Source organism: Pseudomonas aestiva, assembly GCF_039908605.1.
Classification (GTDB): Bacteria; Pseudomonadota; Gammaproteobacteria; order Pseudomonadales; family Pseudomonadaceae; genus Chryseomonas; species Chryseomonas aestiva.
Map to the genome: position 1 here is coordinate 3,281,401 of NZ_CP150916.1, position 12,537 is coordinate 3,293,937.

General features: G+C 64.7%; 11 protein-coding genes. 1 reads left to right on the forward strand and 10 read right to left on the reverse strand.

Annotated elements, in window-relative coordinates:
* Positions 1–4: 4 nt before the first annotated feature.
* From AABM56_RS15235 to flhA, 9 genes are all read right to left on the reverse strand, one after another.
* Positions 5–745 (reverse strand): flagellar motor protein, encoded by a 741-nt coding sequence (locus AABM56_RS15235; protein WP_133862381.1) that lies wholly within the window; start codon positions 743–745, stop codon positions 5–7.
* A gap of 34 nt (positions 746–779) precedes the next feature.
* Positions 780–1,898, reverse strand: coding sequence for a chemotaxis response regulator protein-glutamate methylesterase (locus AABM56_RS15240; RefSeq protein ID WP_133862382.1), 1,119 nt, complete (start codon positions 1,896–1,898; stop codon positions 780–782).
* 82 nt (positions 1,899–1,980) lie between these two features.
* Positions 1,981–4,218 carry a chemotaxis protein CheA gene (locus tag AABM56_RS15245; RefSeq protein WP_133862383.1) on the reverse strand — a complete coding sequence of 746 codons (2,238 nt, stop codon included), beginning with the start codon at positions 4,216–4,218 and terminating at the stop codon, positions 1,981–1,983.
* Positions 4,219–4,244: 26 nt separating this feature from the next.
* Positions 4,245–5,033, reverse strand: coding sequence for a protein phosphatase CheZ (locus AABM56_RS15250; RefSeq protein WP_133862384.1), 789 nt, complete (start codon positions 5,031–5,033; stop codon positions 4,245–4,247).
* A 19-nt stretch (positions 5,034–5,052) separates the two neighbouring features.
* Complete coding sequence (locus AABM56_RS15255; RefSeq protein ID WP_169853335.1) at positions 5,053–5,427, reverse strand: chemotaxis response regulator CheY; 375 nt, start codon at positions 5,425–5,427, stop codon at positions 5,053–5,055.
* A gap of 87 nt (positions 5,428–5,514) precedes the next feature.
* Positions 5,515–6,255, reverse strand: coding sequence for an RNA polymerase sigma factor FliA (gene fliA, locus AABM56_RS15260; protein ID WP_027597968.1), 741 nt, complete (start codon positions 6,253–6,255; stop codon positions 5,515–5,517).
* Positions 6,252–7,082, reverse strand: a complete 831-nt coding sequence (gene fleN / locus AABM56_RS15265; protein WP_133862385.1) for a flagellar synthesis regulator FleN — start codon at positions 7,080–7,082, stop codon at positions 6,252–6,254. Before fleN ends, fliA begins: the two co-directional genes overlap by 4 nt.
* A gap of 92 nt (positions 7,083–7,174) precedes the next feature.
* The gene (gene flhF / locus AABM56_RS15270; RefSeq protein ID WP_133862386.1) at positions 7,175–8,506 is read right to left on the reverse strand and encodes a flagellar biosynthesis protein FlhF; all 1,332 of its coding nucleotides are present in this window, start codon (positions 8,504–8,506) and stop codon (positions 7,175–7,177) included.
* Positions 8,507–8,516: 10 nt separating this feature from the next.
* The gene (flhA, locus tag AABM56_RS15275; RefSeq protein WP_252977320.1) at positions 8,517–10,619 is read right to left on the reverse strand and encodes a flagellar biosynthesis protein FlhA; all 2,103 of its coding nucleotides are present in this window, start codon (positions 10,617–10,619) and stop codon (positions 8,517–8,519) included.
* A gap of 249 nt (positions 10,620–10,868) precedes the next feature.
* Between flhA and sodC the strand changes: the two genes are divergently transcribed.
* Positions 10,869–11,396, forward strand: coding sequence for a superoxide dismutase family protein (gene sodC / locus AABM56_RS15280; RefSeq protein WP_133862388.1), 528 nt, complete (start codon positions 10,869–10,871; stop codon positions 11,394–11,396).
* Here sodC and flhB read toward each other — a convergent pair.
* Entirely contained in the window at positions 11,389–12,537 is a 1,149-nt protein-coding gene (gene flhB / locus AABM56_RS15285) for a flagellar biosynthesis protein FlhB (RefSeq protein WP_133862389.1), read from the reverse strand. The genes sodC and flhB overlap by 8 nt on opposite strands.

Genomic DNA, 12,537 nt, shown 5'->3' on the forward strand with positions numbered 1-12,537 from the left:
CCTCCTAGTCCAGAAAACCTTGCAGCTTCATTTCGATGGAGCGGGGATTCTCACCCTCGCCGATGGACATCAGCCCTTCCAGCAGCATTTCCCGGTAGCGGGACTGTTGCTGGGCCAGCGCCTTGAGCTTGTTGCCGACCGGCAGCAACAGCAGGTTGGCGAAGCCGACACCATAGATGGTGGCGACGAAGGCCACGGCGATGCCGCTGCCCAGCTGGGAGGGATCGGCGAGATTCTGCATGACATGGATCAGACCCATCACCGCGCCGATGATCCCGACCGTGGGTGCATAGCCACCCATGGCTTCATAAACCTTGGCGGCAGCGATGTCGCGATCTTCCTGGCCGTAGAGATCCACCTCGAGGATGCTGCGCAGGGCCTCGGGCTCGGTGCCGTCCACCAGCAGCTGCAGGCCCTTGGCGGCATAGGGATCGGCTTCGCGGGCGACCAGGGGTTCGAGACCCAGCAAGCCTTCCTTCCGCGCAACGTTGCTCCAGTTGACCACCTTGCGGATGCCGCCAACGAGGTCCAGCCGTGGCGGTACGAATACCCAGGCCAGCATGGTGAGGGCCCGGCGCAGTACCGGCAGGCGGGTCTGCAACAGGACGGCACCGAGAGTGCCGCCGACCACGATAAGCGCCGCCGGAGCGTTGGCCAAGGCGGTAAAGGAACCGCCCTCCAGCAGGTTGCCACCCATGATGGCGGTAAAGGCCAGCAGGATGCCGATGAGACTGAGAACGTCCACGCTCAATGCCCTTCTGGCCAGAGACCGCCTGCCGTCACGAACAGGCCTCGGTCAGGTGTCTGCCGATGTCGTCCAGGCCATAGATGGCGTCGGCCAGATTGGCCTTGGCGATGGCCATGGGCATGCCGTAGATGACGCAGCTGGCTTCGTCCTGGGCCCACACCTGGCTGCCGACCTGCTTGAGCATCCGCGCGCCTTCGCGGCCGTCGGCGCCCATGCCGGTCAGGACCACCGCCAGCACCTTGTCGGCATAGGCCTTGGCCGCGGAGCCAAAGGTCACGTCGACGCAGGGTTTGTAGTTGAGGCGCTCGTCGCCGGGCAGGATCTTTACCGTGCCGCGGCCGTCCACCATCATCTGCTTGCCACCGGGTGCCAGCAGAGCCAGTCCCGGACGCAACTGGTCGCCGTCCTCGGCTTCCTTGACGCTGATGCGACAGAGCTTGTCCAGGCGCTCGGCGAAGGCCTTGGTGAAGGCCGCCGGCATGTGCTGGATCAGCACCAGCGGTGCCGGGAAATTGGCTGGCAGCTGGGTAAGCACCCGCTGCAGAGCGACCGGGCCGCCGGTGGAGGTGCCGATGGCCACCAGGCGATAGTGCTTGCGCTTGGGCGGCGGCGAAGCCGGAGCCGTGGCTGCATGACTGGCAGGAGCGCTGCTGGGCGCCACCGGACGCGCCGCCGGGCGAGCGGTGGCCGGCGCGGTCGCGGTACTCGCGGGCGTAGCCGGCGCGACGCTGGGGGCCACGGCGAAGCGCCGGTTGGAACGGGCGATATGGTGGATCTTCTCGCACAGCAGCTTTTGCACACTGGCGGGATTGCGCGAGATGTCCTCGAAATTCTTCGGTAGGAAGTCGACCGCGCCAGCATCCAGGGCATCCAGGGTGACCCGGGCGCCTTCATGGGTGAGCGAGGAGAACATCAGCACCGGGGTCGGGCACTTCTGCATGATGTGGCGGACCGCGGTAATGCCGTCCATCATCGGCATCTCGTAGTCCATGGTGATGACATCGGGTCGCAGCGCCAGGGCCTGGTCGACCCCTTCGCGCCCGTTGCTGGCCGTGCCCACCACCGAGATGTTGGGATCGGCCGCCAGGATTTCCTTGAGCCGACGCCGGAAGAAGCCGGAATCGTCCACCACCAGTACTTTTACCGGCATACGTTGAAACTCCTAACTGGGGCGGCGCAGGCCGCCCGATGGCGCCAGGCCCAGGGCCCGACGCCGCTCGTATCGGGCCGACTCAGAGTCCGCGACGGGCGTAGCGCTTGAGCATGCTGGGCACATCGAGGATGAGCGCGATGCGCCCGTCGCCGGTGATGGTCGCTCCGGACATGCCGGGCGTTCCCTGCAGCATCTTGCCGAGTGGCTTGATGACCACCTCTTCCTGGCCCACCAGCTGATCGACCACGAAGCCGATGCGCTGGGTGCCCACCGAGAGGATCACCACATGCCCTTCCCCCTGCTCCACATGGGCCGCATTGGGCACCAGCCAGCGCTTGAGGTAGAACAGCGGCAGCGCCTTGTCGCGCACCACCACCACTTCCTGGCCGTCCACCACGTTGGTGCGGGACAGGTCGAGGTGGAAAATCTCGTTGACGTTGACCAGCGGGAAGGCGAAGGCCTGGTTGCCCAGCATCACCATCAGCGTCGGCATGATCGCCAGGGTCAGGGGCACCTTGATGACGATCTTGGAGCCCTGGCCCTTGGTCGAGTAGACGTTCAGGGTGCCGTTGAGCTGGCTGATCTTGGTCTTGACCACGTCCATGCCCACGCCACGACCGGAGATGTCGGAGATCTCGGCCTTGGTGGAGAAACCCGGGGCGAAGATCAGGTTGAAGCACTCGGTCTCGGTCAGGCGATCGGCCGCGTCGCGGTCGAGCAGGCCTTTTTCCACGGCCTTGTTGCGCAGCAGATCCGCGTCCATGCCCTTGCCGTCATCGGAGATCGACAGGAGGATATGGTCGCCTTCCTGCTCGGCGGAGAGCACTACACGCCCCGCGCGGGACTTGCCGTTCTCTTCACGTTCGGCCGGTCCTTCGATGCCGTGGTCGACCGCGTTGCGCACCAAGTGCACCAGCGGATCGGCCAGGGCCTCGACGAGGTTCTTGTCCAGGTCGGTTTCTTCGCCGACCAGCTCCAGATTGATCTCTTTCTTCAGGCTGCGCGCCAGATCGCGGACCAGGCGCGGGAAGCGGCCGAAGACCTTCTTGATCGGCTGCATCCGCGTCTTCATGACCGAGGTCTGCAGATCGGCGGTGACCACGTCGAGATTGGACACGGCCTTGGCCATGGCCTCGTCGCCGCTGTTCAGGCCCAGACGCACCAGGCGGTTACGCACCAGTACCAGCTCGCCGACCATATTCATGATCTCGTCCAGCCGTGCGGTATCGACCCGCACGGTGGTCTCCGCCTCGCTGGTGGGACGTTCGGCGGGCGCTGCCGCTGCCGGCTTGGGCACCGCGGCCTCGGCAACCGGAGCCGGTTTCGGCGCGGGTGCAGGTGCAGGCTGAGGCGCAGCTACCGGTGCCGGCGCAGCAGCAGCAGGTGCGGCTACAGTGTCGGCAACTGCCGCGGGACCACTGAATCTGCCCTTGCCGTGCAATTCGTCGAGCAGGGATTCGAATTCGTCGTCGGTGATCTCGTCACCACCCGCCGCCGCCGGAGCCGCTGCAGCCGGGGCTGCTGCGGCCGGTGCCGCGGCCTCGTTCGCGACGAACTTGCCCTTGCCGTGCAATTCGTCCAGCAGGGCCTCGAATTCATCGTCGGTGATGTCATCACCGCTTGCGGCAACGGCAGCAGGCGCTGCGGCAGCAACCGGCGCAGCGGCCGGCGCGTCATGGAACTTGCCCTTGCCGTGCAACTGATCAAGCAGGGCTTCGAATTCGTCATCGGTGATGTCGTCACCACCGGCGGTCGCAGGCGCTGCCGCTGCCGCACTCGGCTCGCTACCCAGGGCATCGAGCAGATTCTGGAAATCGGCATCGCTCAATTCCGGCTCGGCAGCTGCAGCAGCAGCGGCGGGCGCCGGTGCCGCGACCACCGGAGTGGCAGCTACGGGCGCAGCCGCTACCGGCGCCGGTTCGCTGCCGGCCGGATCGGCCAGGCGGGCCAGCGCCGCCAGCAACTCGGGCGAGGCCGGGGTCGGCTCTTCGCGTTCCCGAACCTGACCAAACATCTCATTGACGGAATCCAGCGCCTGCAGCACCACATCCATCAGTTCGGCATCCACGCGGCGTTCGCCCTTGCGCAGGATGTCGAAAACGTTTTCCGCGATATGACAGCACTCGACCAGGGTATGGAGCTGCAGGAAACCGGCACCGCCCTTTACGGTATGGAAGCCACGAAAAATGGCGTTCAGCAGATCCATGTCATCCGGACGGCTTTCCAGCTCGACCAATTGTTCCGACAACTGTTCGAGAATCTCGCCGGCCTCTACCAGGAAATCCTGGAGGATCTCTTCATCGGCGTCGAAGCTCATTCCTGCACTCCCCAAGAGGGTCTGGGTCAGAAGCCCAGACTGGATAGAAGATCGTCGACGTCGACCTGAGCGGCCACGACGTCTTCACGCTTATCGGCATGAATCTGCGGACCTTCACCCTTCATCGTCTTTTCTTTTCGATTCTGTTCGATCAGCGCGCTGTGATCGTGACTGAAGCCGGTATAGCGATCGACCTGGCTGGCCATCATCACCAGCTTGACGAGGTCTTTCTCGATCTGCCCGACGAGATTGACCACGCGCTTGATCACCTGACCGGTAAGGTCCTGGTAGTCCTGCGCCAGGAGGATGTCGTTGAGCTTGGCCGACAGTTGTTCGGCACTGCTCTCGCTGTGGCTGAGGAAGGCATCGACGCGCTTGGCCAGCTCGCGGAATTCGTCCGCGCCCATTTCCCGGCGCATGAACTTCTTCCAGTCGGCATGCACGGCACGGGCTTCGTCGCCGAAGTTGCCCACCAGGGGCGCGCTCTCCTCCACCAGATCCATGGTTCGATTGGCGGCGTTCTCCGTCATCTTCACCACGTAGGAGAGACGATCGGTGGCATCGCTGATCTGGGAGACCTCTTCGCCGGCCATGCCGCGCGGATCGATCTCGAAGTTGACGATGGCGTTGTGCAACTCGCGGGTCAGCTTGCCGACTTCCTGGTAGAGCCCCCGGTCACGCAACTGGTTGAGTTCATTGATGACATGCACCGCCTGGGTGAAGTCGCCACTTTCCAGGCATTTCACCAGCTCCTGGGCGTGCTGTTTTAGATTCGACTCGAAGTCGCTGAAGCTGTTGGTGCCAAGCTGATCCATAACGTCCCCGCGGCTTTCTTCAGCCGTTCACCCGCTCGAAGATCTTGTCGATCTTTTCTTTCAGCACCTGGGCGGTGAAAGGCTTGACCACATAGCCATTCACGCCGGCCTGAGCGGCTTCGATGATCTGCTCACGCTTGGCCTCGGCGGTCACCATCAGCACCGGCAGGGTCTTCAGGCGCGCATCGGCGCGTACCTGGCGCAGCAGGTCGATGCCGGTCATGCCGGGCATGTTCCAGTCGGTGACGAGAAAATCGAAGTTGCCGCTCTGCAACATCGGCAGGGCGGTGTTGCCGTCGTCTGCTTCGGCGGTATTGGTGAATCCCAGATCGCGCAGCAAATTCTTGATGATGCGTCTCATCGTGGAAAAATCATCCACGATGAGGATTTTCATGTTCTTGTCCAAGTCGACCTCCGTCCTAATCCGCACACACGCCGCAAGGCGCGCCTAAGCAATCGTAGTAGCCTGAGTACCAGCCGGTTAACGCGAACGCCATTCCGCCAGCCGCGCCCGCAGGCGTGCCGCGCATTGACTGTGAAGTTGGCAGACGCGTGACTCGCTCACGCCCAGCACCTCGCCGATTTCCTTGAGGTTGAGTTCCTCGTCGTAATACAGCGAGAGCACCAGACGTTCACGCTCCGGAAGATTGGCGATGGCGTCGGCCAGGGCCTTGCGGAAGCGCTCGTCTTCCAGACCGCGACCGGGTTCGAGTTCATGCGAACCGCTCTCCTCGAGCCCATGCTCACCACCCTCCATGAGGTCGTCGAAACTGAACAGGCGACTCCCCATGGTGTCGCCAAGGATGCCGTAGTACTCATCCAGACTCAATTTAAGTTCGGCCGCGACTTCGGAATCTTTAGCGTCGCGACCCGTGCGCGCTTCCACGGCGCGAATGGCGTCGGTGACCATGCGCGTGTTGCGGTGCACCGAGCGCGGCGCCCAGTCGCCCTTGCGGACCTCGTCGAGCATGGCGCCGCGGATGCGGATGCCGGCGTAGGTCTCGAAGCTGGCGCCCTTGCCGGCGTCATATTTGCGCGAGGCCTCCAGCAGACCGATCATGCCGGCCTGCATCAGGTCCTCGACCTGCACGCTGGCCGGCAGACGCGCCAGGAGGTGGTAGGCGATGCGTTTCACCAACGGCGCGTAGCGGTTGATGAGTTGCTCCTGCTGGGTACGTTCCGAGGTTTTGCTGTACATGCGAAGCCCGCTGGATGCTGTCATGCGTGGGTACCGATGGCTGGTTGCACAAGGCGCTCGACAAAGAACTCGAGATGGCCGCGCGGATTGGCGGGCAACGGCCAGCCATCGACTCTCTGAGCTACCGCACGGAAGGCCAGCGAGGCCTTGGCACGCGGAAAGGCTTCGAACACGGGGCGCTGTTTCTGTACGGCTTTGCGCACCGCCTCGTCGAACGGAATGGCGCCCACATACTGCAGGGCGACATCCAGGAATCTGTCGGTCACCTTGGTCAGCTTAGCAAAGAGATTGCGACCTTCCTGGGGCGTCAGCGCCATGTTCGCCAGAACCCGGAAACGGGTGACGCCATGGTCGCGATTGAGCAGCTTGATCAGGGCGTAGGCATCGGTGATGGAGGTGGGCTCGTCGCACACCACCACCAGGACTTCTTGGGCGGCGCGAACGAAGCTGACCACCTGGTCGCCGATGCCGGCAGCGGTATCGACGATGAGCACATCGAGGTTCTCGCTGATGTCGCTGAAGGCCTGGATCAGACCGGCGTGCTGGGCCGGCGTCAGATTGACCATCGCCTGGGTGCCCGAGGCCGCCGGAACGATGCGGATGCCGCCCGGGCCGTGCAGCAGCACGTCGCGCAGCTCGCACTCGCCGGAGATGACGTCGGCCAGGGTGCGCTTGGGCGACAGGCCGAGCAGAACGTCGATGTTGGCGAGGCCCAGGTCGGCGTCGAGCAGCATGACGCGCCGCCCGATATCGGCCAGGGCCAAGGCCAGGTTGACCGACACATTGGTCTTGCCGACACCGCCTTTACCGCCCGTGACCGCTATGACTTGGACGGGATGCATGCTACCCATTGCCTGATACCTTTGATTGAAATCCGTCACACTTTAGACTAAGTGCATTTGGCGTGCCCAGGCATGCAATGCACCACTACCGTTCGTCTGCGCTAACCGGCGCGGCGGGCATTGCCTTGATACAGGCCGGCAAGCATGCCGGCCATGGTTTCTTCGCTCGGCTCCTCGGAGGCCTGCAGGCTCACCGCACGGCTCACCAGCTGGTGGCTGCGGGCCGGATGCAGGTCGTCCGGGATACGCGGGCCGTCGGCGATATAGGCCACCGGCAGACGCTGGCTGATGGCCAGGCCCAGGGCTTCGCCGAGGCTGGCGGCTTCGTCCAGCTTGGTCAGCACGCAGCCGCTCAGGCCGCAGCGCCGATAGCTGTGGTAGGCCGCCTTGAGCACCTGGCTCTGGCTGGTGACACCCAGTACCAGATAATTGCGAATCTTCAACTGGCGGTTGGCCAGGGCTTCGAGCTGCACCTTGAGCGCCGGATCATTGGCGGGCATGCCCGCGGTGTCGATCAGCACCAGGCGCTTGCGCGCCAGGGGTGCCAGCGCCTGGGCCAGGGACTGGCCGGGATCGACCAGGGTGACCGGCACGTCGAGGATGCGGCCGAGGGTCTTGATCTGCTCCTGGGCACCGATGCGGAAGCTGTCCATGCTGACCAGCGCCAGACTCTGGGGGCCGTACTTGAGCACGTAGTTGGCGGCGAGCTTGGCCAGGGTGGTGGTCTTGCCCATGCCGGCCGGACCGACGAAGGCGACAACACCGCCCTCCTCCAGGATCTTGGCGTCGGTGGTCTTGGCCAGCTGGGCGAAATTGGCCAGCAGCATGCGCCAGGCATGCCGCGGGTCCTGGATCTTGGCGACGCTGTCGAGCAGGTGGCGAGCCAGATCGGCGGGCAGGCCCATGCGCTGCAGACGGCGCCAGAGGCCGGCCTGTTGCGGACGGGTGGACTGCACCTGGGTCCAGGCCATGGAGCCAAGCTGGACTTCCAGCAGTTCACGCAGGCCACTGAGTTCGCTGCGCATGGCTTCCAGGGCGCGGCGGTCTTCCGGCGCGGCACTGGCGGCAGGCGCAGCGGCGGCGGTGGGCTGAGGGGCACGTGGCGGGGCGATCACCGGCTCGCGACGGCTGTCGGCGGCGCTGATGGCGCCCAGCAGCTGCTTGTCCTTCGGCGCGGCCGAGGGCACGCCCGGGGCGCGGATGCTGAGGTCGGCATGGGCCTGGGCGATCTTCGCATGGGTCTTGCGCAACTCCGCCTGCAGCTCCGCGTTGGGCGCGGCCGGTGCCGGAGCCTGGTAGTCCAGCGCCGCGGTCAGCTCGACCCCGCCGGCGACCCGGCGGTTGCTGAGGATGGCGGCATCCGGGCCCAGCTCGTCGCGTACCAACTTCATGGCTTGACGCATATCGGCAGCGAAGAAACGTTTGACTTGCATGATCTAGACCTCAGCCATTCTGGCCAACGGTAGCGACGATGGTGACCTGCTTGTTGTCCGGAATTTCCTGGTAGGCCAGTACACTCATGTTCGGTGCCGCCATCCGGGCGAAGCGGGACATCATCCCGCGGATCGCACCGGCCACCAGCAGCACCACTGGCTTACCCATCATTTCCTGACGCTGCGCTGCCTCGATAAGGGAACGCTGCAGTTTTTCAGCCATGCCAGGCTCGAGGAACATGCCGTCCTCGGCGCCTTGACCGGCCTTCTGCATACTACTTAGCAACATCTGTTCCAACCTTGGCTCAAGGGTGATAACAGGCAGCTCAGGCTCCATTCCCACGATGTTCTGGACGATCGCGCGGGACAGGGCGACCCGCACGGCACCCGCGATGGCGGCGGGATCTTGACTCCGCGGCCCGACGTTGGCGATGGCTTCGGCGATGGTACGGATGTCGCGGACCGGTACCTGCTCCTGCAGCAGCTGCTGGAGGATCTTGAGCAGGGTCGAGAGGGAGACGATGCCGGGCACCAGTTCCTCGGCCAGCTTGGGCGAACTCTTGGCCAGCACCTGCAGCAATTGCTGGACTTCCTCGTGACCGATCAGCTCGTGGGCGTGCTTGAAGAGCACCTGATTGAGGTGCGTGGCAACCACGGTGCTGGCATCGACCACGGTGTAGCCGAGGGATTGGGCCTGGTCGCGCTGGGTGACGTCGATCCAGACGGCCTCCAGACCGAATGCCGGATCCTTGGCGGCGACGCCGTTGAGGGAGCCGTAGACCTGACCGGGGTTGATGGCCAGTTCGCGATCCGGATAGATCTCGGCCTCGGCCACACTGACGCCCATCAAAGTCAGACGATAGGCGTTGGGCAGCAGGTCAAGGTTGTCGCGGATGTGCACCGACGGCATGAGGAAGCCGAGGTCCTGGGACAGCTTCTTGCGCACGCCCTTGATCCGCGCCAGCAGCTGGCCACCCTGGTTGCGATCGACCATGGGGATCAGCCGGTAGCCGACTTCCAGACCGACCATGTCCACCGGGGTCACGTCATCCCAGCCCAGCTCCTTGGCCTCGGCCGGACGCTGTACGGGGGCCAGGTCCTGCTGCTTCTTGGCTTCCACCTCGGCGGTCTGCTTGGCCTGGCGCTGGCGCTTGTAGATCAGCCAGGCACCGGCGGCGGCGCCACCGCCCAGGCCGAGGAACGGCAGGTGCGGCATGCCCGGGACCAGGCCCATGGCGATGATGATGAAGGCCGAGACTGCCAGCGCCTTGGGCGAGGCGAACATCTGACGATTGACCTGCTGGCCCATGTCCTCCGCCGAGGACACCCGGGTCACCATGATGGCAGCGGCGACCGACAGCAGCAGCGAAGGGACCTGGGCGACCAGGCCGTCACCGATGGTCAGCAGGGCGTAGATGCGCGCCGCTTCGCCGAACGGCAGACCGTGCTGGGCCATGCCGATGGCCATGCCGCCGATGAGGTTGATGAAGAGGATCAGCAGACCGGCGACGGCGTCACCGCGGACGAATTTGCTGGCACCGTCCATCGACCCGTAGAAGTCGGCTTCCTGGCCCACTTCGGTCCGACGCTTCTTGGCTTCGACCTGGTCGATTATGCCGGCATTGAGGTCGGCGTCGATGGCCATCTGCTTGCCGGGCATGGCGTCCAGGGTGAAACGCGCCGACACCTCGGAGATACGGCCGGCACCCTTGGTCACCACCACGAAGTTGATGATCATGAGGATGGCGAACACCACCGCACCGACCACGTAGTTGCCGCCGACCACCACCTCGCCGAAGGCCTGGATGACCTTGCCCGCGGCATCGTGGCCGTCCTGGCCGTGCAGCAGCACGACGCGGCTCGAGGCCACGTTCAGCGCCAGGCGCAGCAGGGTCGACACCAGCAGGATGGTCGGGAAGACCGCGAAGTCCAGCGGCCGCAGGGCGTAGACGCTGACCAGCAGGACCACGATCGACAGGGCGATGTTGAAGGTGAACAGCACGTCCAGCAGGAAAGGCGGCATCGGCAGCGTCATCATGGCGAGCATCGCCAGGACGGCCAGCGGCACGCCCAGGTTGCCGCGAGCCAGACCGCGCATGTTGCCCATCATCATGGATTTGTCGACTTTCACACCCATTCCTCGCTTGCCGGTGCCGGCGTCACGGAAAGTTGACGCAGCGCACTGTTCGCAGGGGCTTGAGCAAGCTCCGGGCCAACTGCTCAAGACCTTGAATCAGCGAGGTTTTCCCGGGGGTGATACAGGACTGGTTACGGATCGCCGGAATCGTCGGCTGAACCGCGGGCGGCGGCCATGAGTCTGTCTAGGGACCTGCGCTAGCGCGCCTATCCGAGGAACATCATCATGAGAATCTGGACCGCGACGCTGTTGGCTACCTGCCTGGTCGGAACCGCCCAGGCGGCCGAATCCCTGACGATCCCGCTGAACAAGGTCACGACCGACGGTGTGGGCGAAAGCGTCGGTAGCGTACAGGTGACCCGTTCCAAGTACGGCCTGGTCTTCACGCCCGATCTCAAGGGCCTGGAGCCCGGCATCCATGGCTTCCATGTCCATACCAAGCCCAACTGCGGCGCGGCCGAGGTGAATGGCACCCTGACCGCAGGTGGCGCCGCGGGCGGCCATCTGGATCCGCGCAACACCGGCAAGCACAGCGCGCCCTGGTCGGACGACGGCCACCTGGGCGAATTGCCGGCGCTCTATGTGACCGCCGACGGCCAGGCCACCCAGCCGGTGCTGGCGCCGCGCCTGAAGCGCCTCGAAGAGCTCAAGGGCCATGCACTGATGGTGCATGCCGGTGGCGACAACTACGCCGACCAGCCCAAGCCGCTGGGCGGTGGCGGCGCGCGCGTCGCCTGCGGCGTCATCAAGTAGGCGCCTTCCCCTCCTCATCCCGCAGGAGATCCGGCGGGATGGGCAGATCGGACAGCTTGGGCTTGCGCCCGCGTCCGGCGCGGAATTGCCTGAGCTGATAGACATAGGCCAGGACCTGGGCCACGGCGACGTAGAGACCGGCCGGAATCTCCTGGTCCACTTCGGTGGAGAAGTACACCGCCCGCGCCAGCCCCGGCGACTCCAGCAGCGAGACCTGATGCTGCTGGGCGATCTCGCGGATCTTCAACGCGGTGAAATCGCTGCCCTTGGCCACCAGCACCGGCGCCCCACCCTTGGCCGCATCGTACTTGAGCGCCACGGCGAAGTGGGTCGGGTTGGTGATGACCACATCGGCGTTGGGCACCTCGGCCATCATCCGCCGCTGCGCCATCTGCCGCTGCATCTGGCGAATCTTGCCCTTGACCTCGGGCTTGCCCTCGCTGTCCTTGTACTCGTCCTTGATCTCCTGCTTGGTCATCATCAGCTTCTTGCGATTGCTGAGGATCTGGAAAGGCACGTCCACCGCGGCGATGATCAGCAGCCCCAGGGCCAGCAGCAGGGTGGCATGCCCCACCACCTGCATGCTGTGCAGCAGCGCCTGTTCGGTCGGCAGCTTGGCGATCTGCAGCAGCGCCGTGCGTTCGCTCATCAGCACCATCACCGACACGCCCAGGATGATGAAGAACTTGCCCAGCGCCTTGAGCAGTTCCACCAGGGAATGCTTGGAAAACATCCGGGCGATGCCGGACATGGGATTCATCCGGCTCGGCTTGGGCGCCAGCACCTTGCCGGAAAACAGGAAGCCGCCCAGGGCGATATGACCAATGATGGCGGCGATCACCACCAGGGCGATCATCGGCAGCATGCCGATCATCGCCGCCTTGCCCGAGGCCAGCAGGAAGGTGCCCATGAAGCGCTCGTCCATGACCTCTTCCCGCCGCAGGGAGAAGTTGCTGCGCATCACCTCCAGCAGCTTGCCGCCGAGAAAGGCGCCATACATCAGCAGGCCGCCGACCCCCGAGAGCATGACCGCCACCGTACCGAGTTCGCGTGATCGCGGGAGCTGACCCTCTTCCCGGGAATCACGCTTGCGTTTCTCCGTGGGGTCTTCTGTGCGGTCTTCGCCATCGGATTCAGCCAT

Excerpts from the sequence above, each read along its gene's own strand:
- AABM56_RS15240 (WP_133862382.1), bottom strand. The coding sequence starts at position 1,898 with ATGCCGGTAAAAGTACTGGTGGTGGACGATTCCGGCTTCTTCCGGCGT.
- AABM56_RS15245 (WP_133862383.1), bottom strand. The coding sequence starts at position 4,218 with ATGAGCTTCGACGCCGATGAAGAGATCCTCCAGGATTTCCTGGTAGAG.
- AABM56_RS15250 (WP_133862384.1), bottom strand. The coding sequence starts at position 5,033 with ATGGATCAGCTTGGCACCAACAGCTTCAGCGACTTCGAGTCGAATCTA.
- AABM56_RS15255 (WP_169853335.1), bottom strand. The coding sequence starts at position 5,427 with ATGAAAATCCTCATCGTGGATGATTTTTCCACGATGAGACGCATCATC.
- fliA (WP_027597968.1), bottom strand. The coding sequence starts at position 6,255 with ATGACAGCATCCAGCGGGCTTCGCATGTACAGCAAAACCTCGGAACGT.
- fleN (WP_133862385.1), bottom strand. The coding sequence starts at position 7,082 with ATGGGTAGCATGCATCCCGTCCAAGTCATAGCGGTCACGGGCGGTAAA.
- flhF (WP_133862386.1), bottom strand. The coding sequence starts at position 8,506 with ATGCAAGTCAAACGTTTCTTCGCTGCCGATATGCGTCAAGCCATGAAG.
- flhA (WP_252977320.1), bottom strand. The coding sequence starts at position 10,619 with ATGATGATGGGCAACATGCGCGGTCTGGCTCGCGGCAACCTGGGCGTG.
- sodC (WP_133862388.1), top strand. The coding sequence starts at position 10,869 with ATGAGAATCTGGACCGCGACGCTGTTGGCTACCTGCCTGGTCGGAACC.
- flhB (WP_133862389.1), bottom strand. The coding sequence starts at position 12,537 with ATGGCTGAATCCGATGGCGAAGACCGCACAGAAGACCCCACGGAGAAA.